General features: G+C 74.2%; 19 protein-coding genes and 1 pseudogene. 10 read left to right on the top strand and 10 right to left on the bottom strand.

The window, feature by feature from the left end; translation table 11 throughout:
- Positions 1 to 43: 43 nt before the first annotated feature.
- Positions 44 to 451, top strand: coding sequence for a hypothetical protein (locus ACFV7Q_RS25765; RefSeq protein ID WP_385431698.1), 408 nt, complete (start codon positions 44 to 46; stop codon positions 449 to 451).
- Positions 452 to 523: 72 nt separating this feature from the next.
- Here ACFV7Q_RS25765 and ACFV7Q_RS25760 read toward each other — a convergent pair whose 3' ends face one another.
- From ACFV7Q_RS25760 to ACFV7Q_RS25735, 6 genes are all read right to left on the bottom strand, one after another.
- Complete coding sequence (locus ACFV7Q_RS25760) at positions 524 to 721, bottom strand: hypothetical protein (RefSeq protein ID WP_385431697.1); 198 nt, start codon at positions 719 to 721, stop codon at positions 524 to 526.
- 57 nt (positions 722 to 778) lie between these two features.
- Complete coding sequence (locus ACFV7Q_RS25755) at positions 779 to 1,117, bottom strand: hypothetical protein (protein WP_385431696.1); 339 nt, start codon at positions 1,115 to 1,117, stop codon at positions 779 to 781.
- A 168-nt stretch (positions 1,118 to 1,285) separates the two neighbouring features.
- Positions 1,286 to 1,927, bottom strand: coding sequence for a hypothetical protein (locus tag ACFV7Q_RS25750; RefSeq protein WP_385431694.1), 642 nt, complete (start codon positions 1,925 to 1,927; stop codon positions 1,286 to 1,288).
- A gap of 309 nt (positions 1,928 to 2,236) precedes the next feature.
- Positions 2,237 to 2,551 carry a hypothetical protein gene (locus tag ACFV7Q_RS25745; protein ID WP_385431693.1) on the bottom strand — a complete coding sequence of 105 codons (315 nt, stop codon included), beginning with the start codon at positions 2,549 to 2,551 and terminating at the stop codon, positions 2,237 to 2,239.
- Positions 2,552 to 2,625: 74 nt separating this feature from the next.
- Positions 2,626 to 3,378, bottom strand: coding sequence for a CbtA family protein (locus tag ACFV7Q_RS25740; RefSeq protein ID WP_385431691.1), 753 nt, complete (start codon positions 3,376 to 3,378; stop codon positions 2,626 to 2,628).
- 29 nt (positions 3,379 to 3,407) lie between these two features.
- Positions 3,408 to 3,623 (bottom strand): CbtB domain-containing protein, encoded by a 216-nt coding sequence (locus ACFV7Q_RS25735; protein WP_385431689.1) that lies wholly within the window; start codon positions 3,621 to 3,623, stop codon positions 3,408 to 3,410.
- Positions 3,624 to 3,809: 186 nt separating this feature from the next.
- Here ACFV7Q_RS25735 and ACFV7Q_RS25730 point away from each other — a divergent pair, with 186 nt between their 5' ends.
- Positions 3,810 to 4,388 (top strand): histidine phosphatase family protein, encoded by a 579-nt coding sequence (locus tag ACFV7Q_RS25730; RefSeq protein ID WP_385431687.1) that lies wholly within the window; start codon positions 3,810 to 3,812, stop codon positions 4,386 to 4,388.
- An 11-nt stretch (positions 4,389 to 4,399) separates the two neighbouring features.
- Here ACFV7Q_RS25730 and pucL read toward each other — a convergent pair whose 3' ends face one another.
- Together pucL and ACFV7Q_RS25720 are read right to left on the bottom strand one after the other, a co-directional pair.
- A complete protein-coding gene (gene pucL / locus ACFV7Q_RS25725; protein ID WP_385431686.1) occupies positions 4,400 to 5,317 on the bottom strand; it encodes a factor-independent urate hydroxylase in 918 nt (305 codons plus the stop codon).
- A 285-nt stretch (positions 5,318 to 5,602) separates the two neighbouring features.
- On the bottom strand, positions 5,603 to 6,970 hold the full coding sequence (locus tag ACFV7Q_RS25720; protein WP_385431684.1) for an aspartate aminotransferase family protein: 1,368 nt from the start codon (positions 6,968 to 6,970) through the stop codon (positions 5,603 to 5,605).
- A 215-nt stretch (positions 6,971 to 7,185) separates the two neighbouring features.
- Here ACFV7Q_RS25720 and ACFV7Q_RS25715 point away from each other — a divergent pair, with 215 nt between their 5' ends.
- Together ACFV7Q_RS25715 and ACFV7Q_RS25710 are read left to right on the top strand one after the other, a co-directional pair.
- Positions 7,186 to 8,154 (top strand): ATP-binding cassette domain-containing protein, encoded by a 969-nt coding sequence (locus ACFV7Q_RS25715; RefSeq protein WP_385431683.1) that lies wholly within the window; start codon positions 7,186 to 7,188, stop codon positions 8,152 to 8,154.
- A gap of 65 nt (positions 8,155 to 8,219) precedes the next feature.
- Positions 8,220 to 9,029: an ABC transporter permease gene (locus ACFV7Q_RS25710; protein WP_385431681.1), complete on the top strand. Its 810-nt coding sequence runs from the start codon at positions 8,220 to 8,222 to the stop codon at positions 9,027 to 9,029.
- Here the strand turns inward: ACFV7Q_RS25710 and ACFV7Q_RS25705 are convergent.
- Positions 9,013 to 12,306, bottom strand: coding sequence for a BTAD domain-containing putative transcriptional regulator (locus tag ACFV7Q_RS25705; protein ID WP_385431680.1), 3,294 nt, complete (start codon positions 12,304 to 12,306; stop codon positions 9,013 to 9,015). The two genes, ACFV7Q_RS25710 and ACFV7Q_RS25705, sit on opposite strands and share 17 nt — an antisense overlap.
- 234 nt (positions 12,307 to 12,540) lie before the next feature.
- Between ACFV7Q_RS25705 and ACFV7Q_RS25700 the strand changes: the two genes are divergently transcribed.
- Positions 12,541 to 13,428, top strand: coding sequence for a sigma-70 family RNA polymerase sigma factor (locus ACFV7Q_RS25700; RefSeq protein WP_385431715.1), 888 nt, complete (start codon positions 12,541 to 12,543; stop codon positions 13,426 to 13,428).
- Positions 13,429 to 13,506: 78 nt separating this feature from the next.
- Here the strand turns inward: ACFV7Q_RS25700 and ACFV7Q_RS25695 are convergent, their stop codons facing one another.
- The gene (locus ACFV7Q_RS25695) at positions 13,507 to 13,833 is read right to left on the bottom strand and encodes a hypothetical protein (RefSeq protein WP_385431678.1); all 327 of its coding nucleotides are present in this window, start codon (positions 13,831 to 13,833) and stop codon (positions 13,507 to 13,509) included.
- Between the two features lie 630 nt (positions 13,834 to 14,463).
- On the opposite strand from ACFV7Q_RS25695, the pseudogene ACFV7Q_RS25690 reads away from it, so the two are divergent.
- The 5 genes and pseudogenes from ACFV7Q_RS25690 to ACFV7Q_RS25670 form a co-directional block, all read left to right on the top strand.
- Positions 14,464 to 14,721 (top strand): annotated as a pseudogene (locus tag ACFV7Q_RS25690) (hypothetical protein); the annotation flags it as partial.
- A gap of 239 nt (positions 14,722 to 14,960) precedes the next feature.
- A complete protein-coding gene (eccD, locus tag ACFV7Q_RS25685; protein WP_385431676.1) occupies positions 14,961 to 16,316 on the top strand; it encodes a type VII secretion integral membrane protein EccD in 1,356 nt (451 codons plus the stop codon).
- 95 nt (positions 16,317 to 16,411) lie between these two features.
- Positions 16,412 to 18,253 carry a MinD/ParA family protein gene (locus ACFV7Q_RS25680; protein ID WP_385431713.1) on the top strand — a complete coding sequence of 614 codons (1,842 nt, stop codon included), beginning with the start codon at positions 16,412 to 16,414 and terminating at the stop codon, positions 18,251 to 18,253.
- A 2-nt stretch (positions 18,254 to 18,255) separates the two neighbouring features.
- Positions 18,256 to 22,230, top strand: coding sequence for a type VII secretion protein EccCa (eccCa, locus tag ACFV7Q_RS25675; protein WP_385431674.1), 3,975 nt, complete (start codon positions 18,256 to 18,258; stop codon positions 22,228 to 22,230).
- Between the two features lie 28 nt (positions 22,231 to 22,258).
- On the top strand, positions 22,259 to 23,677 hold the full coding sequence (locus ACFV7Q_RS25670; protein WP_385431672.1) for a DUF6177 family protein: 1,419 nt from the start codon (positions 22,259 to 22,261) through the stop codon (positions 23,675 to 23,677).
- Positions 23,678 to 23,910: the final 233 nt, after the last annotated feature.

Genomic DNA, 23,910 nt, shown 5'->3' with positions numbered 1-23,910 from the left:
GGGTGCCGGGTGTGCTCTGGATGGGGGAGAGAGGAGCCCTGTCATGGCACATGCGGCACCCGTCGCCCACCGGCGGCCCCGCGGGCCCACGGCGCAGGCGCAGCACCTGGACAAGGGCGCACTGACCCGGGCCCTGCTGCTCGGACTGGTCTACGGCGTCTACGCGGCCTTCATGGAACGGCAGATGGGACCGGTCGACGCGGGCAACGTCTTCTACGGGATCCTGTGCGGCGCACTCTTCGCCGCAATCATGTACACCCTCGCCCGGGTCGGCCCCCGCATGGCGAGGGAGGCGCGGGCGGCGGCGTACGGGTCCTTCGGCGGCATCGCCGTGGGCTACCTGTACAGCCTCACGGGCGACTCGATCCTGCGCTCCAGCTGGATCGGCTTCATCACGGGCGCCGCCGTCGGCGTGGTGGCGTTCTACCGCTACTACACGCACGAAGCCTGACGGTCCACAGGACGCCGGTCCCCGTAACCCCCTCAGGGGCGGGGACCGGCGGCTTACCGGTCCCCGCCGGCGTCAGTCCGCGGAGGCGGCCTGAACGGGGGAGCCGTTCCGGGACAGGGCCGCGGTCTCACGGCCCGTGGTCTCGCGGACCGCGGCTTCCTCGGGCTCGGACGCCGGCTTCGGCTCCGGCTTCGTCCTCGGCGGGGGTGTGAAGCGGGTGACCTCGGCTCGGATCATGGCGTTCAGGGCGGCGTACGGGTCGATGGGCATGCCGGAACCTCACGGTGCTCGGGGTGTGGGGGGTTGGGGCGCTGCTGCTCGACCCGCTCAGCAGCGCAGCACCACACTCCGCACCGTCCTCACGGACAGCGCCGGTTCGACCGCCGCGTACGGGGCGGTGCGCCCCAGCCGTGGTTTCACGTGAAACGCCGTCAGCGGCAGTTCCCGCGCACCGGGCAGGCCGCGCACGGCCGGCCGCAGGGCGGGCCGTACCTCGGTATCCGACGCCGGATCCGACTCCCGCTCGACCGGGACACCCGGCTCGCTCGGCGCACCGGAGGGGAGCTGCCGGACCGCATGCACCCCGCCGGCCGCCGGCACGGCGGCAGGACCGGACGCGAGCAGGCACAGCAGTGCGACACAGGTCGCCGCAAGGGCCCTGGCCACCGCCGATCGTGCATGCCGTGTCCCGGTCATGGCAGGGGTCTGCCCCGCCACGCCGGGCACCTCCCCGTCCGGGCCGTAGAAGCCCTCGTCCGGGGGACGAAGTGCCTCCCCTCGGCCTCACCGGGCCTCACCCTCCCGGCCCGTCGGGCCGGGAGGGCGCCGGCGGGCTCAGGGCGTGCGCCGCTGGCCCGTGAGCCGGGCCAGCACGGTGGTCTCACCGCTGACCAGTCGCAGTTGGGCCCGCCCGGGCCGCTGCCCCCGCCCGGTCACCCCGGCGGGCGAGACCAGGTCCACGGTGAAGACCGCGGTACGGCTGTCCGCGCGCGGGATCTCGACGGTCAGGCCCCGCCGCAGCTCGGCGAGGCGGACGTCGGGTGCAGCGACCACGGCCGTCCCGGCCGCGCCGGGCGCCGCCGTGCCGGTGTCCCAGAGCGCCTCCGTCGCCGAGTCCGTCCCCGCCGCCGGTCCCGCCTCGGCCGCCGAGCCCTCGCCGAGGCCGGGGTCGCCGCGGGCCATCAGCAGGTCCACCCCCAGGCTGGGGATCTGCAGCCGCAGCGGCAGGGCGGGGCGCAGCGGGGTGATGGCGATGGCCCGGGCGGGCCGGGACCCCTTGTCCGAGGTGCGCGGGCGGGCCTGGTCCAGCTGCTCGACGAGCCGCCGGTGCCCGGAAAGGCCCAGCACCCGCGAGGGGAGCGCGTCGGCGGAGCTGGCCGCTGCCGGCCGGGCCCCCTCGGTGCTGCGCAGCAGCCCTATCCCGGTGCCCAGCAGAACCGCTGTCAGCACGCCGACCACCCACTTGCCGCGGGGCATGGATTGTCCTCCCGGTCCGATGCACCGGCTCCGGCGGCCGGTTCTCCTGAGAGCAGTGGACTCTTTCCCTACCCCCCAGCACTCGTGACATCGCCGAAGATTGACGCCCCGTCACAACGGCGACGACCCCGGCGCAATGGCGTTGTCCCAGATGACGGCGGGTGTGCGGGGCGTTCCCGCGCCCCGGGGCACGTACGCCCGAACGGGCTAGCGGGCGTGGCGAAGGGAGGACCCGCCCGGGTCGTCGGCGCCCTCGCGGACGGCCCGGGACGACCTCGACCGTCCGCCGCGACCCGCCCTACGGGTGGGTCAGGCCACCACGAACGCCACCGCCGCCACCCCCATGAGGGCGGCGGCGAGGTGGACGGCCGGGTGGCCGTGGTCGCCGTACCAGAGGTGGCGGACCAGGCCGCCGAGGGCGGCCAGGGTCGCGATGACGGCGATCTGGGCGAGCAGGGGGACGGCGGTGAAGGGGCACAGCAGCAGGGCGGCGGCGTTGAGCCAGAACGGGACCGCTCCCGTCCAGCCCCGCCATCGACGGATCGCCGACCGCGCCCGGGGCTGCGCCCGTGCGCGCGGCTGCGACCGCAGGTGCGCCGGTGCCTGCGTCCGCGCCTGCGTCACCTGCGTCTGTGCGTGCGCCTGCGTCCGTGCGTGCGCTTGCGTCCGTGCCCGCACGGATCACCGGCCCCTCGTCATCAACTCGCCGGCGCAACAGCCTCCTTCGGGGTGGCGGCGGGGACAAGTGCCCGTTCGGCAAGAAAACCGAAGGCCAGGCCGAAAGTCGTCCACATGGCGGCCTGGATGGCCAGGGTCGCAAGGCGGAACTGCCACACCAGCGTGCCCGGGAAGTCCGCCGGGACCTCGTCCACGGCGGGGAGGAACGCGTACGAGACGGCGACCGCCGCGACGAACGCGAGGGAGGCGACGACCGAAGCGTTCCAGTTGCCGAGCCCGGGCGCCAGACGGCGGCCCAGGACCAGCGCCCCCGCCCCGAGCAGCACGCTCAGCGCGATCATCAACAGGAAGAGCACGGTCCTGCTCGTGGCGGTGTCGGGGTCGCCGACGGCCGGCGGGTTGGAGGGGTACTTGAGGAAGGGGACCAGGACGACGGTGACGAACAGACCGCCGGCGACCAGCGCCGCCGTGGCCTTCGGACCGAAGCGGCCGATACGCCCGAGGGCGTAGCAGAACACGAGGGCGGCGATGCCGCCGAGCGCGACGCCGTACAGGAGGGTGCCGGTGCCGAGTCCGGCCGTGGCCTGGAGGGCGCGGCTGACCGGGGCCTCCTCGGCGTGGTCGTGGCCGCCCGCGGCCGCCTCCTCCAGGGCGATGGCCGCGTCGACCCGCGACTCGCCGATGAGGTAGGCCACGAGGAAGGCGGCCACGCCCGCGAGCAGGCCGGCCAGCATGCCGCGCACCAGCAGGACGCGCGGGGAGATGGGATTCATGGGCTTCCCTTGGTCAGTCGGCCGGTCGATCAGTGGCAGGGGAAGCCGAGCAGGTGGCGGCCGTCGTGCATCCACTCGTGGATGGTCTCGCCCTCGAACAGCGCGGTGGCGCCCTGTTCGATGCCGACGAGGTAGAGGAGGGCGAGCATCAGGACACCCGCGAAGAGGGTCCAGGGGGCGAGCGAGGAGAGGGAAATCGGGGCGACGGCGGCGGGGGCCGTCGTGGGCACGGCGGTGTCGGCCATGGTTGTACCTCCAGAGGGAACACGCGTCCCGGTCAGTGGTGCTCGCAACGACGGCGCGGGTCTGACTTCCCTCTCCTCGGGGAGGGTTCACAGTGGCGCGACCGTGCCGGGATCTCACCGGGCTTCCGTCGGACCGTCGTCTTGTTTGGTTGTCGTCCGAGACCGTACCGCGCTTATGCTCCCTTTATGAAGAGCGGCGTAGTACGAGTTCAGTTCGTTACCCGGCCGTTCGACGTAGCCGCGCGGCAGACGCGTTTCGGCCACGGTGAGCCCAGCCCCGGTCACGAGGGCCTGCGCGGCCCCGACACCGGGAACTGGGCGGGCCGCACCCTCGACGAGGTCGCCGCCGAGGACCCCGAGGGCATCCGGCGCTGGCTGACCGACCCCGCCTACGCACCGCCCGGGGGCGGGGAGTCCCTCGCCGGGCTGGTCGCCCGGGTCGGCGCCGCGCTGGCCGGGCTGCCCGGGGGCACGCACCGCCCCGAGGTCGAGCAGGCCGTCGTGCGTGCGGCCGTGGTGTACGCCCTGGAGCTGCCGCTCCCGGCCTTCTGGCGGCTCGACGTACGGCCCGACACCGTCACCACCCTGACCGGCCGGGCCGGCCGCTGGAACCTCCTCCTCGGTCACGGCCGGAGCGGCCGGGGCGTCGAGGGCGGCCCGGGCAACGGGGGCGGCCCGGGCAACGGGGGCGGCCCGGGCAACGGGGGCGGCCCGGGCAACGGGGGCGGCCCGGGCGATGGGACCAGCCCGCGCAACCAGGCCTGAAGGGGCGGTCGTTACGCCACGATCCAGTCGCTCGTCGCGATCACCGGCCGGACGCCGTCGCGGTGGACGGTGCCCTCGATCAGGCCGTACATCCGGTCCGCCGCGAAGTAGACCTCGTTGTCGTTCTTGAGGCCGAAGGGCTCCAGGTCCACGAGGAAGTGGTGCTTGTTCGGCAGGTTCAGCCGCACCTCGTTGACCCGCGGGCAGTTGTCGAGCACCCGCTCGGCCATCTGGTTCAGGGTTTGCTGGAGCGAGTACGAGTACGTCTCCGCGAAGGCCTCCAGCATGTGCTTGCGGACCTTCTTGTACGAGCGGTCCCAGTCGTGCCCGGGTTCGTCGGCGGCCAGCGCCGAGTGCGCCCAACGCGCGGTGACCTTGGTCGCCAGGATGCGGTCGTACGCCTCCTGCAGCGTCGTGTACCTGTCCTTGACGTAGCCGTGGAACTCGGAGTTCGTCGAGTTCATGACGGTCAGCTCCTTCAGGCCCGAGATGACCTGGAGGCCGGTGGACTCCCCGTACGTGATCTGCGCGGTGCGCACCTCCTGGCCCTTGCGGACGAAGGAGTGCTGCTCCTTGCGCGTGGGGACCGGGATGCGCTCCCAGGCGAACTCCTCGATCCGGACCTGCGCCTCGCGGATCGGCGTCTGCGAGGAGACGAAGTGCTTGGCGAGCAGGATGCCGAAGGCCTCGGGCGACTCGATGCCGTGCTCCTTGCCGAAGGCGTACACCGTGTTCTTGGTGGTGTCGGTCGGCAGGCAGTTGGTGTTGTCGCCGGTCAGGTGGACGTCGCGGAACTCGCCGCGCAGCGCCACCGAGACGTTGAGGTCGCGGATCTCGTGCCAGGAGCCGTCGCTTCCCTTGCGGGTGACCTTGACGATGCGGTTCTCGGCCTTGCCGTACTGGTTCTGGGCCAGGACGTGCTTGCTCATGGTGCCTTCCTTCGGGTCCTCGGGAACACGGAGTCCGGTGGTCTGGATCCCGTACGCCCGGCGTCCAGCGCCCGCCCGCACCCCTGGACGTCCGCTCCCCGCCGTCCGGTCCCGTGGGACCGCCCCGGGACTGACGTGCATCCCGGTCCGTACCGCTGATCGGATTGCACCACGCCCGCGCCCGGATCTCCCCCGTACGGATCATCCGAATCCGGGCGCCCCGGGCTTGGCCGACCGCACAGCAGCCGGGCGGGGCCGGGCGGGACCGGGTCGGAGTGCCTTCTTTCAGCCGGTCGTGTGCGCGTCCGCGACCGACAGGGCCGCGTCGAGGATCTCCAGGCCCCTGGCCACGTCCTCGGGGGCGATCGTGCAGGGCGGGGCGAGGTGGATGCGGTTGCCGGCGGTCAGCGGCCACAGGCCGCCCTTCTTGCAGGCAGCCGCGAACTCGGCCATCGGCGCGTTGTCGGCGCCCGTGGCGTTGTACGGGACCAGTGGCTCGCGGGTCTTCCGGTCGCGTACGAGCTCCAGGGCCCAGAAGGTGCCCAGCCCCCGGACCTCCCCGACCGACGGGTGTCGCTCGGCGAGGGCGCGCAGGCCCGGACCGAGCAGTTCCGCGCCGGTGCGGGCGGACCGCCCGACGACGTCCTCCTCCTCCATCACGTTGATCGTCGCCACCGCCGCGGCACAGGCCAGCACGTGCCCGGAGTACGTCAGTCCGCCCGGGTACGGGCGGGTGGCGAACGTCTCGGCGATGGCCCCCGAGATCGCGACGCCGCCGAGGGGGACGTAGCCGCTGTTCACGCCCTTGGCGAAGGTGATCAGGTCGGGGGTGACGCCCCAGTGCTCGGCGGCGAACCACTTCCCCGTGCGCCCGAAGCCGACCATCACCTCGTCGAGGATGAAGACGATGCCGTGGCGGTCACAGAGCTCGCGCACCCCCGCCAGATAGCCCTCCGGGTGGACGAGCACGCCCGGCGCACCCCCGACGGTCTCCAGGACGATCGCGGCGACGGAGGCCGGCCCCTCGAAGGCCACGGTGTCCTCCAGGTGGCGCAGGGCGCGCTCGCACTCCTCGGCCTCGGAGGCGGACCAGAACGGCGAGCGGTACGGATAAGGCCCCCAGAAGTGCACGACGCCGGCGGTCGCGCTGTCGTTGCCGAACCGCCGGGCGTCGCCGGTCAGGTTGATCGCGGCGGCGGTGGCGCCGTGGTACGAGCGGTACGCGGACAGCACCTTGGGCCGGCCGGTGTGCAGCCGGGCCATCCGCACCGCGTTCTCGACGGCCTCGGCGCCGCCGTTGGTGAAGAACACCTTGTCCAGGTCGCCGGGGGTGCGCTCGGCGATGAGGCGGGCCGCCTCGGAGCGGACGTCGACGGCGAAGCCGGGCGCGAGGGTGCACAGGCGGCCGGCCTGCTCCTGGACGGCGGCGACGACCTTCGGGTGCTGGTAGCCGATGTTGGTGTAGACGAGGGCGCTGGAGAAGTCGAGGTAGCGGTTGCCGTCGTAGTCCCAGAAGTAGGAGCCCTCGGCCCCGGCCACGGCGAGCGGGTCGATGAGCTCCTGCGCGGACCAGGAGTGGAAGACGTGCTTGCGGTCGGCGTCCTTGACGACGGCGCGGGCTTCGGCGGCGGCTTCTGCGTCGGTGGGGTACATGGCGTGCGGGTCCTTACCTGTCGCATGACGGAACCTGCCTTCCATTCTACGGAAGTGCCCGGCCTCCGTCCTGCCCGCACGTCTGCCCCCGGGCCCCTCGGCGCGGAGACCGCGGTCCCTGTCAGCGGTCTGTCAGCGGTCCCTCACGCAGCCGTCAGCGCCCCCGGACATCGTGACGACGTCACCAGGAAGCGACGACGAAACGGACGAACGCCATGACGCCCACCTCCAGCCGTCCGGCCATCGAGGCCACCGGACTGCGCAAGTCCTACGGCGACAAGACGGTCCTCGCCGGCATCGACCTGCACGTCCCCGCCGGGACGATCTTCTCCCTCCTCGGCCCGAACGGCGCCGGGAAGACGACCACCGTCCAGATCCTGTCCACCCTGATCCGGGCCGACTCCGGACAGGTGCGGATCGCCGGGCACGACCTGGCCACCCGCCCCGACGCGGTCCGGGCCGCGATCGGCGTCACCGGCCAGTTCTCGGCGGTGGACAAGCTCCTCACCGCCGAGGAGAACCTGCACCTGATGGCCGACCTGCGCCACCTCGGCAAGGCGGAGGGCCGCCGCCGCACCGCGGAGCTCCTGGAGGCCTTCGACCTCACGGACCGGGCCCGCAAGACCGCGGCCACCTTCTCCGGCGGCACGCTGCGCCGCCTCGACCTGGCCATGACCCTGATGGGCGGCCCGGAGGTGATCTTCCTCGACGAGCCGACCACCGGCCTCGACCCGCGCAGCCGGCGGGCCATGTGGGAGATCATCCGCGAGCTCGTGGCCGGCGGCGTCGCCATCTTCCTCACGACCCAGTACCTGGAGGAGGCCGACCAGCTCGCCGACCGCATCGCCGTCCTGGACGGCGGCAGACTCGTCGCCCAGGGCACCGCCCACGAGCTGAAGCGGCTCGTCCCCGGCGGCAACATCAGCCTCCGCTTCACCGAGTACGCCGCCCTCGACCACGCCGCCCGCGCCTTCGCCGAGGCCGCCCGCGACGACGAGGCGCTCACCCTCCAGATCCCGAGCGACGGTGGCGTGCCCTCGCTGCGGGCCCTACTCGACCGGCTCGACGCCGAGTCCATCGAGGTCGGCGCCCTGACCGTGAACACCCCCGACCTCGACGACGTCTTCCTCGCCCTCACCGGCCGCCCGGGCGGGCAGCCCACCACGTCCGCTCCGGCCCGCTAGCCGACCGTCCGCCCTGCAAGCCCCGTCCACCGTCCCGCAGCCCCCGATCGCCAAGGAGCCGAACCATGACCACCACCGCTGCCGCCGCCCACCGGGCCGCCCCGCCCGCCCGCTCCCACGCCCTGCGCGACGCGTCCACGATGCTGCGGCGCAACGTCAAGCACGCCCTGCGCTACCCCGGCCTCACGCTCGGCACCATCGGCATCCCGCTGATCTTCCTGCTGCTGTTCGTCTACGTCCTCGGCCGGCCCCTGGCCGCGGGCATCGGCACCGGCGCCGCGTACATCAACTACCTGGTCCCCGGCATCCTGCTGATGACCGTCACCGCCGCCTCCACCGCGACCGCGGTGTCCGTCTGCACCGACCTCACCGAGGGCATCGTCGCCCGCTTCCGCACCATGGCCATCTCCCGCGCCTCGATCCTCGTCGGCCGGGTGATCAGCAGCGTCCTGCAGACCCTGATCAGCGTCGGGCTGGTCCTCGGCATCTCCGCGCTGATGGGCTTCCGGCCCTCCGCCGGCCCCACCGAATGGCTCGCCGCCGCCGGCCTGATCACCCTCCTCACCTTCGCCGTGACCTGGATCGCCGTCGCCCTCGGCACCCTCAGCGACACCCCGGAGGGCGCCAGCAACATCGTCATGCCCCTGGCCTTCCTCCCCTTCATCGGCAGCGCGTTCGTCCCCACCGACTCGATGCCCACCGCGGTCCGCGTCTTCGCCGAGCACCAGCCCTTCACCCCGGTCATCGAAACCGTCCGCGGCCTGCTCATGGGCACCCCGATCGGCAACGACGGCATCATCGCCGTCGCCTGGTGCCTCGGCCTCACCGTGGCCGGCTACCTCTGGGCCGTGAAGCTCTTCAACCGCCGAGGATGACCCCGGCCAGCTCGCGCACCGCCTCCTCCGGCAGCTCCGCACCGCATCGCGCCGCCTCGGTGAACCCCTCGCCGAGTGCGGCGCGCGCCGCGTCCTCCACCCGCGCCGCATCCGGCCACGCGTGATCCGGCCCGCCGCGCACCGCCTCCGCCGCCGCCAGCAGCCGGGCCGCCTCCGCCGGCCGGTCCTCCCGTACGGCCTGGTCGGCCACCCCGACCAGCAGCCGGGCCACGGTTGGCGCGTGCCCGGATCCGACGGCCAGCTCCAGGCCCTGGGCCCGGTGCACGCGGGCTGCCGCCAGATCACCCGCCTCCGCGTCCAGATGGCCGCGGGTGTCGAGCGCCATCGCCTGGAACACCGGGTGGACGGGCACCTCCGCGATGGCCGCCCGGGTCCGGTCCAGCTGCTCCCGGGCCACTGCGAACTGCCCGTTACGGCGGGCCAGTTCCGCCCTGCCGAGGGTCGTGGCCGCCAGCGACTCCGGCAGGCCGTCGGCCTCCGCGTCCCGCTCCGCCCGCGCCATCGCCGCCTCGCCGCCCGCCGCGTCCCCCGCCAGCCCCGCCACCAGCGCCTGCTGCACCAGGGCGTACAGCCGCTCCTCCACCGTCCCCATCTCGCCGAGCACCGCGACCGCCTCCCGGTAGTGGGCGAGCGCCGTACCGAAGTCGCCGCGCCGGGCCACCAGATCCGCCAGCACGGTCAGTGCGAAGGACCGGCCCCACCGCTCGCCGAGCGCCCGGAACCCGGCCAGCGCCTCCTCGATGTCCCGCTCCGCCTGCTCGGGCGGGCCGCCGGCGCCGAGCAGCGTCCGGGCTCCTTCCAGCCGGCCCTGCGCCCGTACCCACGGATCGTCGTCCCGGAGCAGCTCGTCCCAGCAGTCCAGCGGCGCCGGCTCGCCGTTCGCGGCGCTGCGCATCATCCGGTCGATCGGCCCGAGGTAGCGGACCACCGGGTGCCGGGCGCCCGTCCTCCCGGCCAGCTGCAGCGCCTCGGCCAGCAGGCCCGTGAACCGGAGCTCGTCGCCCACCCCGGCCGTCGCGAACAGCACGGAGAACGCGCACGCGACGACCCGTTCGCCGTCCTCCACCGAGCCGGGCAGGGCCAGGGCCGCCGCCGCCAGCTGCGCCCCCTCCGCCTTGTGGCCGCTCAGCCACCAGTACCAGCCGGCCGCCGCGACCATCGACACGGCCGTCGGCGCGTCCTCGGCGGCCACCGCCCCGCGCAGCGCCGCCTTCAGGTTGTCGTGCTCGGCCCCGAGCCGGGCGAGCCACTCCAGCTGCCCGGCCCGGCGCAGGTGCGGGTCGGCGGTCCGCGCCAGCTCGGTGAAGTACGCGGCGTGCGCCCGGCGCACGTCCTCCCGCTCGCCCGCGTCGACCAGCCGCTCCAGACCGTACGCCCTGATGGTCTCCAGCATCCGGTAGCGCCCGTCGCCCGCCGTGACCAGCAGCGACTTGTCGGTCAGGGAGGCCAGTAGGTCGAACACGACGGCACCCGCCACGGGGCCGCCCGCGCAGACGCGCTCGGCAGCCTCCACCGTCGCCCCGCCCGGGAACACGGCGAGCCGGCGCAGCAGGGCCCGCTCCTCCTCCGCCAGCAGCCCCCAGCTCCAGTCCACGACCGCCCGCAGGGTGCGGTGCTGGCGCGGGGCCGTCCGGGCGCCGCGGGTCAGCAGCCGGAACCGGTCGTCCAGGCCGGCCGCCAGCTGCTCGGCGCTCATGGTGCGCAGCCGCGCCGCCGCCAGCTCGATCGCCAGCGGCATCCCGTCCAGCGCCCGGCAGATCCGGGTGACCGCCGGCGCCGTCTCCCCGTCCACGGCGAAGCCGGGTCGGGCGGCAGCCGCCCGCTCGGCCAGCAGCCGGACCGCCGCGTACGACATCGCCCGCTCGGGCCCGGCGTCCTGCGGGGGCAGGGCGAGCGGCCCGACCGGCCACAATGCCTCGCCGGTCAGGCCGAGCGGCTCCCGGCTGGTGGCGAGGATCCGCAGGTTCGGGCAGGCGCCGAGGAGCCGGTCGGCCAGGAAGGCCGCCGCGTCGATCAGGTGCTCGCAGTTGTCCAGGAGCAGCAGGGCGGTGCGGGGTCGTAGCGCCGCCACGAGCCGGTCCAGGGGGCCGCCGGTCGCCGAGGTCTGCTCGCGCAGGCCGAGCGCGGCCAGGACGGCCAACGGTACGTCGTCCTCCGCGCTCTCCGCGGCCAGCGGCCCGAGCTCCACCTGCCATATCCCGTCGGGGAACCGGTCGAGCAGTGGGCGGGCCGTCTGCACCGACAGCCGGGTCTTGCCGGCGCCGCCGGGACCCGTGAGGGTGGTCAGCCGGTGCCCGACGATCAGCTCGCCGACGCGGGCGACGTCTTCGTCCCGGCCGACGAACGCGGCGAGGGGGGCCCGCAAGTTGGTCGGCACCGCGCTGCCGGCTGTGGGCGCGGAGGCGGGCGACGCCTGCGGTGCCTGCCGGGCCTGCGCTGCGTGTGCTGCCCGCGGTGGCTGCGGATCCCGTGAGGGGGGCGGGGTCGGGGCGGCGGCGGGTGCGGGCACGCGGACCTCGCCCCGCAGTACGGCGGTGTGCAGCGCGGCCAGTTCCGGCGACGGGTCGACGCCGAGCTCCTCGGCGAGGGCCTCGCGGGCACGACCGTACGCGGTGAGCGCCTCGGCGGGCCGGCCGGCCGCGACGAGCGCCCGCATCAGGGCCCCGACCAGGCGTTCCCGCAGCGGGTGTGCGGCGACGAGGGAGGCCAGTTCGCCGGTCAGTGCGTGGCCGCGGCCGAGCCGTAGGTCCGCCTCGATCCGGTCTTCCAGCGCGGCCGTCCGCAGCTCCGACAGGCGGGCCACCGGTGCCCGGAAGAAGTCGTAGCCGGCCACGTCCAACAGGGCCGGCCCGCGCCACAGCTCCAGCGCCTCGTGCAGGGCCCGGGAGGCGCCGGCCGCGTCGTCCCGCAGCAGCGCCGCCCGCCCGGCGGCGGCCAGCCGCTCGAAGCGGACCGCGTCGACTGCTTCGGGATCGACCGCGAGCCGGTACCCGGCCGGATGCGACTCGATCTCCAGCCCCGGCAGCGCCCGGCGCAGTCGTGACACCAGGGCCTGGAGCGCGTTCACGGCCCCCATCGGCGGGTCCTCGCCCCAGATCCCGTCGATCAACAGGTCTCCGGCGACCACCCTGCCCGGCTCCAGGGCGAGCAGCACCAGCAGCGTGCGCAGCCGTGCGCCCCCGACCCCGACGTTCCCGGCGTCGTCGCCCTCCTGCCCGGTCCGGACCTCCAGGGGCCCCAGTATCGCGATCCGCATGATCGCATTGTCCCGCCCGCGGGCCCGCGCGGGGGCACGTCGGGCCGATGTCCGGCGGACGGGCGAAACCGCCGACGGAGAAGCCGAGTTGGCGGGCTCGACTACGGTGCCCAACGGCAGGACGGGCGGACGGCCGCGGACGACGATCACGACGACACGGCCCGGTGCGCTGCGACACGACGACACGACGACACGACGACGCGCGACGACACGAGGATGTGACGGGTGAACGAAATGGAAGCCCTGGCCCGGCGTTTCGAGGAGCACCGCCCCCACCTGCGGGCCGTGGCCTACCGGATGCTGGGGTCGATCGGCGAGAGCGAGGACGCCGTACAGGAGGCCTGGCTCAGGCTGAGCCGGTCCGACAGCAGCGCGGTGGACAACCTCGGCGGCTGGCTGACCACCGTCGTCGGCCGCATCTGCCTGGACATGCTGCGCTCGCGCACGACGCGCCGCGAGGAGCCGCTGACCGGCGAGGACGGGCGGATTCGCCTGCCCGACCCGGTCGTCACCGGCTTGGCCGGCATCGATCCGGAGAACGAGGTCCTCGTGGCCGACTCGGTCGGCATCGCCCTGCTGATCGTCCTGGAGACCCTCTCCCCCGCGGAGCGGCTGGCGTTCGTCCTGCACGACCTGTTCGCCGTGCCGTTCGACGAGATCGCCCCCGTCCTCGGGCGTACGGCCGCCAGTACGCGGCAGCTCGCCAGTCGGGCCCGGCGCCGTGTCCAGGGGGCCGCACCGGACCAGGACCGCGACCTGGAGCGCACCCGGGAGATCGTCGACGCCTTCCTCGCAGCTTCTCGCGGCGGTGACCTCGAAGCGCTCCTCGACCTCCTCGACCCGGAGATCGTGGCCCGCTCCGACGGCGGCACGCTCCGCCCGGGCCTGGTGCGCCGGGGCGCCCGGGACGTGGCCTCGCAGGCCATCATGTTCGCCCGGTTCGCGCAGGCCGCCCAGCCGGTCCTGGTCAACGGCTTCCCCGGGGTGCTGTCCCGGGCGGCGGACGGCAGCCCGCTGTCCCTCATGGCCTTCACCGTCCGCGGCGGCCGGATCACGGCCCTGGACATCCTCACCGACCCGGAACGCCTGGCCGTCCTCACCGCCGGCACCCCCACCGGCTGACCGCGCGGAGCTGCCGGGGGGCGGGTGCCGCAATGCGCCCGCCCCCCGGTCCTCATGCGTCCGCGCCGACCGCTGCTCCTACTCCCATTCGACGGCGGTCACGGTGTCGTTGAAGTGGGCCGGCTCTTCGAGCTTCTCGCCCGCCTTGAGGGTGCGCGGGCCGCCCGCGCCGATCAGCCGCGCGTTGCTGTCGGTGAGGTTGACCCACGAGGACACGTTCTTCGACATGCTGCCTCCGTTGGGCAGGGGCAGCATGCTGAGGTCCACCGGGTAGCCGGCCCCGATCCCGTAGCCAGGGCCCTGGCAGTTGTAGTCGCGGTAGAGGCCGAGGGTCTTGGGCGGGCAGGGCGCGCCCTCCGGCTGGATCTCGACCACGCCCGGGGGCAGCTTTCCGGCAGCGCTCATCGTGTGCTCCGTTCTCCGGCGGTGCCGCCGGTCGTTCCGGCGGCTTGCGGTAGCCACGTTTCCCGAGAGGGGCGAGGCGCGGCGTCAGCGCCGCGAGCCTGATCGTTTCTGCGGTGTACATGACCACCCATGCGGGCGAGTCCACTGCCGGCGCCGCAGTGCCGTACGGGGTCAGCCGGAGCGGCGGGCGGAGAGGGTGTCGAGGAGGGCGGCGCCGCGTTCGGCGTCGTCGACGCTGACGGCGAAGTCCGGTCCCTGCAGGGCCGGACGACCAGGCCGCTCCCGCGGCGCCCCGGGGTTCCGTAGGGTGTCGCCGGCGCCGGTGTCGGTAGGGTGGATGTCAGGTACCGATCAAGCGGATCGCGCCGCGGCGGCACGGACGGAATCTAGCACCTGTCACCGACCGCTGCGGAACGGGCCGTTCCGATCGGTGGTCGGCGGAAGCGGGCGAGCAGGAGGCGAACTGCCCCTCGATGACGCCGACATGGCGCCGGAGGTGGCGCCGACACGGCGCCGGCCGGCGCCCCGCCGCGCCCCGGCGGCTCGCCGCGCCGACCCGCCGGGCGTGCTCCGGGCGGATGCATGTTCTATGTTGCACAGGCAAAACACGGGGGAGACGACGGGCGGCGCATGGCACGCGATTACGACAGTCAGCTGCTGGAGTCGGTGGCGGTACGCCGCCGCAGGATGCGGGACGCGTTGCTGTTCGGCGCGCAGCGGGCGCGGCGCACGGCGGACGAGCGGCTCGGCAAGATGTTCATCGGGATCGCCATCGCGGCCGTCCTGTGCGCCGGTTGCGTCGGCTGGTCCTTCATCCAGGCCACGCTGGCCAAGCAGAAGGCCGAGCAGCAGAAGCAACAGCAGCAGCTGCAGCAGAGCCAGTTCCCGAAGCAGACGCCACCGCCGAAGGCGCCCGGCCCCGCGAAGTCCTCCGACCCGGCGAAGTCCCCGGCCCCGGCCAAGTCGCCCGGGGCGGCGAAGACGCCCGGCCACTCGACGTCCGCGCCGGCCGCGAAACCGTCCAAGTCCTCTTCGCCGTCCCAGCCCGTGACGAAGTCGCCCAAGCCGACCCAGTCGTAGAAGCATGGCCCGAAAGGTCAGAACGCCGCGATGATAGGTTCCCGCAAGTGGTGAGCACAGCAACGACTTCCCGGGCGCAACTGAGCCGGGTGACCCTGGTCGGCGAGCGCCGCCGTGCCGACGTGGTCCTCCCGTCCGACACGCCGATCGGACAACTGCTCCCCGACGTCCTGCTGCTGCTCGACGACCGCGCCGCCTCCCGTCCGATGACACGTCAGCTGATGACGTCGGACGGCTCCGCGCTGCCGCACGAGAGCACGCTGGAGTCGGCGGGCATAGCCGACGGCGCCGTCCTGCAGCTCGTCAGGACCCACTCGGCGCCGCCCGCCCCCGTCGTCCACGACGTCACCGACCTCGTGGCCGACGACCTCGACCTACGGGCCTGGCGCTGGCGTCCCGCCGCGCGCAGGGCCAGCGCCGGCGCCGCGACCGTGGCCTTCGCCGTCACCGCCGCACTGCTCGCCCGGCGCGAGACCGGCCTCGAAACCCTCGCCGGGACCCTGCTGGCCCTCACGCTGGTGCTGCTCGCGGCCGGGGCGCTCGTGTCCCGGATCGGCCAGGGCAACCGCGGCCTGGCCACCGTGCTCCTGCTGGCCTCCGGCGCCCTGTCCGTGCTCGCCGCATGGACCGCCGCCGACGCCCACCACTGGTCGGGCATCGTCCGGTCCGCCGCCGTCGCGGGCTCGCTGACCCTGACGCTGGTCCTGCTCGGGTACTTCTCCCCGCTCGGCCGCGGCGGGCTCATCGGCGCCATGGCCGTCGCCGGCATCACCGTCCTGTGGGGGGCCGTGGCCGCCGTCCAGGACGACCCCGCGCGGCTCGGCGCCGTCATGGCGCTGCTCTCCGTCGTACTGCTCGGGGTGCTGCCGCGGCTCGCGCTGATGGCCTCGGGGCTCACCGGGCTCGACGACAGCCGCTCCGGCGGAGCCTCGGTCAGCCGCCACGAGGTCGGCAACGCCCTCGCCGCCACCCACCGGGGCCTCGCCCTCGCGACCATCGCCACCGCGGCCTCGGCCGCCGCCGGCGGATGGCTGCTCACCCTGGCCGCGAAGCCCAGCGCGTGGACCGTGGCGCTGACCGCGCTCATCGCCGTGGTGCTCCTGTCCCGGGCCCGGGCGTTCCCGCTGGTCGCCGAGGTCGTGGCGCTGCTCGCCGCCGCGTGCGTCCTCGTCGTACGCCTCGTCGTGCTGTGGATCCAGCACGACGGCGGTGTCGGGGCACTGGCCGTGCTGTGCGTGGCCGCGCTGCTGCCGATGCTCGTGCTGGCGGTGCAGCCGCCCGAGCACGTGCAGGTGCGGCTGCGGCGGATGGCGGACCTCGTCGAGTCCATCGGCATGGTGGGGCTCTTCCCGCTGGCCATCGGGGTGTTCGGCGTGTACGGGCAACTGCTCGACAAGTTCTGAGTCAACGCGCAGGCCGAGCGCCCCGGGCGGGGCAGCAGGCCGGATCAACGCTCCGGGCGGGGCAGCAGGTCGGAAGAAGAGGGGCAGTGGCAGACATGCCGAACGGAGACAACTGGCAGGGCGACGTCCTGCGCGACCTGAGGGCGGCCTCCGCACCCCAGGCCCAGGACGGAACCCCCGGGACCACCGCGGCACACCAGCCCGGCCCCCAGCAGGGCCACGTGCAGCCCGGCCACCCGCAGCAGGGTCACCCACAGGCCACCGCCCAGGGGATGACCCCCGGCCCGCAGCAGGGCCAGGGCCACCACCCGCAGCAGCCCGTCCCCGGCGCCCCGCAGCAGGCCTACGCGCAGGCGGCGCAGGCGGCGCAGGCCCAAGCTCCCGGCCAGCAGCAGCCCGTCCAGAGCCAGGGCGAGGCGCCCGGTTACGGCTACCCGCAGGCCCAGGCCCAGGCCCAGGCCCAGGCCCAGGCCCAGGCGCAGGCGCAGGCCGGGGCGCCCGGTTACGGCTACCCGCAGGGGCCGGGCCAGGCCGGAGTCCCCGGTTACGGCTACCCGCAGGCCCCGGGCAACGCGCCGGCCGAGGCCGCCGGCGACGGCTACCCGCAGGCACGACCGCAGGCCCAGGGCCAGCCGCCGGCCCAGGGCGGCCAGGCGCACGGCCAGCAGCAGCCCGCGGCTCAGGGCGGCCACGTCCACCCCGGGGCGCACGCGCAGGCACAAGCCCAAGCCCAGCAGCAGCCCTTCTCCCGGTCGGTCCCCGGCCAGGGAGCCGTCTCCGGCCACGGCGCCCAGGCGTACGCCCAGCACCAGCCCGCGGCCCAGGGCGGTCCCGCCCACGCCCAGCACCAGCCCCACCCCGCCCAGGGAGCCGACCAGGCCCACGGCGCGGCAGCCGCCCATGGCGCGGCAGCCGCCCATGGCGCGGCAGCCGCCCACGGCGCGGCAGCCGCCCACGGCGCGGCAGCCCCGGTCCCCGGCGCGGCCGGGGCCCCCCGGCGGGGCGGCGCCACCCGGACGCCCGATTCGCTGCCCGTGGTCGACAAGAGCCTGGTCGGCGCCTACAAGGGGGCCCGCCGGGGCGAGCCGTTCGCGACCCGCGCCGCCCGCACCCTCTGGCGAACCGTTTCCTCATCCGCCTCCCGCGAGGTCGCGGACGCCACCCGTACCGCCGAACTGCTGCAGCAGTCCGTGACGACCGGCCGCCAGATCGCCGTCACGTCCATCCGGGGCGGCGCCGGCAAGTCCACCGTCGCGGCCCTCCTCGGCACCACGTACGCCCACTACCGCCAGGACCCCGTCCTCTTCGTCGAGGCGGATCCCGCCCTCGGCTCCCTGCCCATCCGGCTCGGCGCCGAGACCCTCCGCTGGACCACCGGCGAGTTCGCCGACATCGTCGAACCCCAGATGTCCCTCCTCGACGTCACCGGCTACCTCGTCCAGCTCCGCGACAACGCCTGGCTGCTGCCCGGCAGCCAGGGCCGGATCGGCGCCATGCTGGACCTCCGGTCCTACGAGCGGGCCATGGTCGCGCTGCGCCGCTACTTCGGGGTGACCGTCGTCGACTGCGAGACCCTGCCCGCCGAAGTGGCCCGCGTCGCCCTCTCCGCCTCGCAGGCCCGCGTCCTGGCCACCCCCGCCGCCCTCGACGGCATCGCCAGCACCTACGCGGTCCTCCAATGGATGCAGGGCCTGCCCCCGCACCTGATCGCCGGCACCGTCGTCGTCATCACCGAGCAGTCCCCGCACTCGGGCATCGACCTCGAAGAGGCCGCCCGCACGCTCGGCTCGACCGGGGCGACCGTCCACGTCCTGCCGTACGACCGCCACCTGGCGAGCGGCGGCGTCATCCGTACCGAACTGCTCGCCGAGTCGACCCGGACGACCGCCACCCGGCTCGCCGCGGACGTCTTCCAGCTCTCCCAGAAGCGCCACTGACGATGAGTACCCGACTGATCCACCGCCCGGCCCGGACCATCAAGCCCCCGGCCGCCACCGAGGCCCGGACCATCGAGGCCCCGCCGAACCTCCCCGAGGGGAAGGCGGGCAACATCGCCATGTCGCTGCTGCCCGTGGCCGGCGTCATGTCCTCGGTCGTGATGATGACCGTCGTCCGCAACAGCCAGTTCGCCGCGCTCGGCGCGCTGATCCTCTGCGTCACGGTCGCCGGCTCCCTCATCATGGCCTTCTCGCAGCGCGGCAAGGCCCAGCGCGCCCGCCGCACCCAGCGCGAGGCCTACCTCGCCTACCTGGAGGACCTGCGCGAGGAGCTCGCCGGCGAGGAGCGGGAGCGGCGCGAGCGCGCCGACGTGCTCAACCCGGCGCCGCAGGCGCTGTACGACGTCGTGCGCGACCCGGCCCGACTGTGGGAGCGGCGCCGCGCCGACGGCGACTTCCTCCAGGTGCGCGTCGGCACCGGCGAGATGCCCGTACGGGACCTGAAGATCGGCCAGCAGGGGTCCTCCGTACTGACCCCGCCCGACCAGTTCATGCTCAACGAAGCCTCGGCGCTGACCGCCCGCTTCCGCACCGGCACCGAACTCCCGCTGACCGTCCCCCTGGACCGCGTCGGCAACATCAGCGTCGTCGGCCCCCGCGAGGACTGCCTGCGCGTCGCCCGCGCCCTGCTCGTGCAGACCGCCGCCCTGCACGCCCCCGACGACGTCGCCGTCGCCCTCGCCGTGCCCGGCGACCGGATCGACGACTGGGACTGGGCCAAGTGGATGCCCCACCTGCTCGACTCCGGGCAGCACGACGGGCCCGTCCCCGCCCGCCGGATCGCCCCCTCCACCGCGCAGCTCGCCCGCCTGCTCGGGGCCGAGCTGAACCGCCGCGCCTCCTACGCGGCCGAAGTGCGCCGCGGCCTGGCCGGCACGGACGCGCTGACCATGAACTCCCGACTGCTCGTCGTCGTCGACGGACACGGCGAGGACGCCGTCGAACTGCCCCGCCCCGACGAGGCGGTCGGCCTGCGCGACATGGGCATCACCGTCCTGCACCTGCTCGAACAGCGGATCCAGGAGCCCGGCCACGTCGGCGTGCGCATCACCGTCGACGGAGCGCAGGTCCGCATCGAGGACCTGCGCCAGACCGAGCCGGTCAGCGCCCACGGCACCGTCGACGAGGTCGGCATCCCGTCCGCGGAGGGCCTGGCCCGGATGCTCGCCCCGCTCCGGCTGTCCGCCGAGTCCCTCGCCGACGCCCCGCTGTCCGGGCCCGTCGACTTCGCGGAGCTGCTCGGCATCGACGACGTGGCCCGCCTCGACCTCCCCGCACTGTGGGCGCCGCGGGGCGAGCGCGCCTTCCTGCGCGTACCGATCGGCATCAGTGACTCCCGCGAGCCGGTCCTGCTCGACCTGAAGGAGTCCTCCGAGCTCGGCATGGGCCCCCACGGCCTGTGCGTCGGCGCCACCGGATCCGGCAAGTCCGAGCTGCTGCGCACCCTCGTCCTCGCGCTGGTGGCGACCCACCCGCCGGAGGACCTCGCGCTGGTCCTCGTCGACTACAAGGGCGGTGCCACCTTCGCACCGTTCGCGGACCTACCGCACGTCGCCGGTGTCATCACCAACCTGGAGAACCAGGCCGGCCTCGTCGAACGCGTCCACGCCTCCCTCGCCGGCGAGGTCAAGCGCCGCCAACAGGTCCTCAAGGACGCCGGCAACGTCGCCGACATCGGCGACTACGCCGCCCTGCGCGCCGACCGCCGGCCGGACCTGGAGCCGCTGCCGCACCTGTTCGTCGTCATCGACGAGTTCGGCGAGCTCCTCACCGCCAAGCCCGACTTCATCGACCTGTTCCTGTCGATCGGCCGCATCGGCCGCTCCATCGGCGTGCACCTGCTGCTGTCCAGCCAGCGCATCGAGGGCGGCAAGCTCAGGGGCCTGGACACCTACCTGTCCTACCGGCTGGGCCTGCGCACCTTCTCCGCGGACGAGTCCCGTACCGTCCTCGACACCTCGGACGCCTTCCACCTGCCGCCGCTGCCCGGCTTCGGCTACCTCAAGGTCGACACCAGCCACTACGAGCGCTTCAAGGCGAGCTACGTCTCCGGCGCCTACCGGGGCCCCGTCCGCCGCGAGGAGGACGAGGACACCGGACCGCTCGCGCTGGAGTACGAGGCCTTCAACACCCTCGCCGAGCCCGAGGACCAGACCGTGCAGGAGCCGAGCGGCCGGCGCCGCGAGAGCGGCCCCACCGAACTGGGCGTCATCGTCGGCCAGCTGGAGCGCGCCGCCGCCCCCGTCCGCCGCATCTGGCTGCCGCCGCTGCCCTCCGCGCTCCCGCTCGACGCCGTCGCCGGCCCGCTCGGCGTCGGCCCGCGCGGCATGCAGCTCGCCAAGCGGCGCGGCCCGCTCGTCGTGCCGCTCGGCCTGCTCGACGACCCGGCCAAGCAGTGGCAGGGCGAGTGGTACCTGGACCTCACCGTCGCGGGCGGCCACGCCGCCGTCATCGGCGGCCCCCAGTCCGGCAAGACCACCCTGCTTCGCACCCTCGTCCTCTCCCTCGCGCTCACCCACACCCCGCAGGAGGTCGGTGTCTACGGCCTCGACCTCGTCGGCGGCGGCCTCCAGGCACTGGCGGGCCTGCCGCACGTCGGCGGGATCGCCGGCCGCGCCGACCGCGAGCGCGCGGCCCGCACCGTCGAGGAGGTGCGGAACATGCTCGCGGTCCGCGAGGACGTCTTCCGCGACCACACCATCGACTCCGTCGAGCAGCTGCGCACCCTGCACGCGGCGGGCCGGCTCCCCGAACTGGCCTCGGCCGAGATCGTCCTCGTCATCGACGGTTTCGGCGCGCTCCGCGACGACTTCGAGGAACTCGACGACGCCATCGTCGACATCCTCAAGCGCGGCGGCGGCTACGGCATCCACGTCGTCGCGGGCATGCTCCGCTGGAACGACGTCCGCATCGCCACCCAGTCCAACTTCGGCACCCGCGTGGAACTGCGGCTCAACGACCCCAGCGAGTCGAGCATCGAGCGCAAGCTCTCCGAGACCCTCGCGCCCGACGAGCCCGGCCGGGTCCTGACCGACGGCAAGCTGTTCGCGCACGTCGCCCTGCCCCGCACCGACGGGCAGGCCGACAACTCCGAGCTGGGCGCCGTACTGGAGCGCACCGCCCGCACCGTGCGCGCCACCTGGGGCGGGGAGACCGCCCAGCCGGTGCGGGTGCTGCCGCACCTGCTGGAGCCGGACGTCCTGCCGGGGCCGGTCGCCGAGCCGCGGCGGGTGCCGATCGGCCTGGACCAGACCGCCCTGGCCCCCGTCCTGCTCGACCTGTTCCAGCACGACCAGCACCTGCTGGTCATGGGCGACAGCGAATGCGGCAAGACGAACCTGCTGAAGACGATCGCCGGCGGCCTCATCGAGCGGTACGGCGAGGAGGAGCTCGTCTTCGCGATCATGGACCCGCGACGCAGTCTGCGCGGCGTGGTGCCCGAGGAGTTCAACGGCGGCTACGCCTACAACGCCAAGATGTGCGCCGGGCTGGCCGCGGGCATCGCGGGCGAGCTGGAGCGCCGTCTGCCCGACGACAGCGCCCCCCTGGAGGACCTGGAGCCGGGCAGCTGGGGCGGTGGCCCGCGGATCGTGGTCCTCGTCGACGACTACGACGTGCTCACCACGGCCGGCCAGTCACCGCTCGCCCCGTTCGTCCCGTACATCCCGTCGGCGGTCGACATCGGCCTGCACTTCGTCCTGACCCGGCGCGTCGCCGGAGCCTCCCGCGGCCTGTACGAGCCGCTGGTGCAGGGCCTGCGCGAGTCGGGGGCCTCGGCGCTGGTGATGACCGGCGACCGCGGCGAGGGCCAGCTGTTCCCCGGCGTGTACGCCGCCTTCCAGCCGCCGGGGCGCGGCGTGCTCGTCCGCAGGGGCCAGCCGAACCGCCTGATCCAGACCGTCCACACGTCCGAGTAACGACCCGCGAAGGGACCGTACGAGCCCCATGACCAAGGACGTCATAGCCCTCACCCCCCGGATGCCGGACCCGTGGGCGGTGCTCGCGGGCCTGCTCTCCGGAGGGCCCGACAAGCTGGTGGACACCACGGGCGAGGGAGCGGTCGTCCAGCTCTGCGACGCGCAGGGCCGGCCGCTGGTCTCGGTCGAGGCCCCGCTGCTCGTGCAGGTCGAAGGCGAGGCCGAGCGGCTGCTCGGGGCGACGCCGCCGCCGGTGCCGTTCTGGTGGACCGAGGCCCGCGCCACCACCGGAGTCCCCGAGGCGGAACGGCTCGCGGGGACCTTCGCGGCGCGGCTCGCCTCCCTGTCGGACGGCACCGCCTGGCCGCCGGAGGCCGCGCGCTCGCTGGCCGTGGTGGCCTCCGACGGGGTCGGCGTCGCGCCCACACCGGCTGCGGCGCAGCCCGCCGTCGACGTGCTGACCGGCAACGTCGCCGTGGTCATCATGGACCGCCCGGTCGTCGCCATGACGGCCTGGCTCGCCGACGCCTTCCGGGCCTGCGCCGCAGCCGAGCGGGGCCTGCAGATCGTCACCCCGCCCGGGACGATGCTGTCCCCGGCGGTGATGTCCGTGATGCCGGGCTGGCCCTCCCGGTGGGTGGTGCAGGACCAGCAGGACGGCTACTACGACGGCCTCAGCGGCGCGGTGCTGCGCTGGCAGGAAGGCATGTTCGCCACCGTCGTTCCCGCGGACGCCACCGAGGACGACCCGCGGACGCCGGTGGCCGCCTCGTACGGACAGGTGGCGGAGACGGGGGAGCGGCAGCTCGCCGTCACCTACCGCACGATCCACCCCGCGGACGACCGGCTGGTCCTCGGCGGATCCGTGGAGACGGTGTGGCGGGAGCTCACCGGCGGGCCCCCGGCGGGCTGGGGCACCGCGGAGCCGGCGAACCTGCCCTGGTCGCCGGGACGGCTGACGGACGTGGCGTACACGCGGGCGCCCGAGCCGACGTGGTTCGTGGTGGTCGGCAGCCCCGACCGGCCCGGCATCGCCACGGTGAAGATCACCCGTACGAAGGCGGGGGTCGAGGAGGACGTGACGCTGGCGTTCGGCTACGGGCCCGACGAGGAAGTGCCCCTGGGCGCCCTCCAGCGGACCGCCGAGGTGCTCGCCACCCGACACCGGCTCCAGTCGATGCTCGTACAGCTCCGCAAAGCCCGCCGCGACCTGCTGGTCCCGCCGCGCTTCGAGGGCCCGGGGGTCCCGCTGGCCTTCGTCCTGGGCGCGGAGGAGGTCCGGGCGATGCCGGACGACCGCGCGCAGCGCACGCCACTGGGGGAAACCCCCGTCAGGCTGGGCCCGAAAGCCCGCCCGGCGTACTACTACCCGCTGCCGGGGGACCCTTCGGACCTGTCGGGCTGGGCGGACTTCGAACGCCTGGTGCGCCACCTGAAGGGCGCGTGAACCGGCCTGCCGCTTTGTCATACGTGAGTCACAACTGCGGTGTTGGGCGTTGCAGATGCGACGCCGGTTGATAGAAGTAGGCATACTGTCAGATGAACTGATGGCCTGAACTGTTCGAGTGTGTGCGGGGGAGTGTGAGCGATGAAGTTCGACATGGGGGCTACGGTCCTGACGACCCTGATGTCCAAGTCGCGGACGTCGAGTACGGATCTGGGGACGCTGATCCGGTTGCT

Source organism: Streptomyces sp. NPDC059851 (genome assembly GCF_042732005.1).
Classification (GTDB): domain Bacteria; phylum Actinomycetota; class Actinomycetes; order Streptomycetales; family Streptomycetaceae; genus Streptomyces.
This window is presented reverse-complemented; position numbering and strand designations above follow the sequence as displayed.

Bases quoted from the DNA above. Each gene is read 5' to 3' on its own strand.
- ACFV7Q_RS25695 (WP_385431678.1), bottom strand. From the start codon at position 13,833: ATGAGCGCTGCCGGAAAGCTGCCCCCGGGCGTGGTCGAGATCCAGCCG.
- ACFV7Q_RS25680 (WP_385431713.1), top strand. From the start codon at position 16,412: ATGCCGAACGGAGACAACTGGCAGGGCGACGTCCTGCGCGACCTGAGG.
- ACFV7Q_RS25730 (WP_385431687.1), top strand. From the start codon at position 3,810: ATGAAGAGCGGCGTAGTACGAGTTCAGTTCGTTACCCGGCCGTTCGAC.
- eccCa (WP_385431674.1), top strand. From the start codon at position 18,256: ATGAGTACCCGACTGATCCACCGCCCGGCCCGGACCATCAAGCCCCCG.
- pucL (WP_385431686.1), bottom strand. From the start codon at position 5,317: ATGAGCAAGCACGTCCTGGCCCAGAACCAGTACGGCAAGGCCGAGAAC.
- ACFV7Q_RS25715 (WP_385431683.1), top strand. From the start codon at position 7,186: ATGACGCCCACCTCCAGCCGTCCGGCCATCGAGGCCACCGGACTGCGC.
- ACFV7Q_RS25710 (WP_385431681.1), top strand. From the start codon at position 8,220: ATGACCACCACCGCTGCCGCCGCCCACCGGGCCGCCCCGCCCGCCCGC.
- ACFV7Q_RS25765 (WP_385431698.1), top strand. From the start codon at position 44: ATGGCACATGCGGCACCCGTCGCCCACCGGCGGCCCCGCGGGCCCACG.
- ACFV7Q_RS25705 (WP_385431680.1), bottom strand. From the start codon at position 12,306: ATGCGGATCGCGATACTGGGGCCCCTGGAGGTCCGGACCGGGCAGGAG.
- ACFV7Q_RS25760 (WP_385431697.1), bottom strand. From the start codon at position 721: ATGCCCATCGACCCGTACGCCGCCCTGAACGCCATGATCCGAGCCGAG.
- ACFV7Q_RS25735 (WP_385431689.1), bottom strand. From the start codon at position 3,623: ATGGCCGACACCGCCGTGCCCACGACGGCCCCCGCCGCCGTCGCCCCG.
- ACFV7Q_RS25740 (WP_385431691.1), bottom strand. From the start codon at position 3,378: ATGAATCCCATCTCCCCGCGCGTCCTGCTGGTGCGCGGCATGCTGGCC.
- ACFV7Q_RS25670 (WP_385431672.1), top strand. From the start codon at position 22,259: ATGACCAAGGACGTCATAGCCCTCACCCCCCGGATGCCGGACCCGTGG.
- ACFV7Q_RS25700 (WP_385431715.1), top strand. From the start codon at position 12,541: ATGGAAGCCCTGGCCCGGCGTTTCGAGGAGCACCGCCCCCACCTGCGG.
- ACFV7Q_RS25750 (WP_385431694.1), bottom strand. From the start codon at position 1,927: ATGCCCCGCGGCAAGTGGGTGGTCGGCGTGCTGACAGCGGTTCTGCTG.
- ACFV7Q_RS25720 (WP_385431684.1), bottom strand. From the start codon at position 6,970: ATGTACCCCACCGACGCAGAAGCCGCCGCCGAAGCCCGCGCCGTCGTC.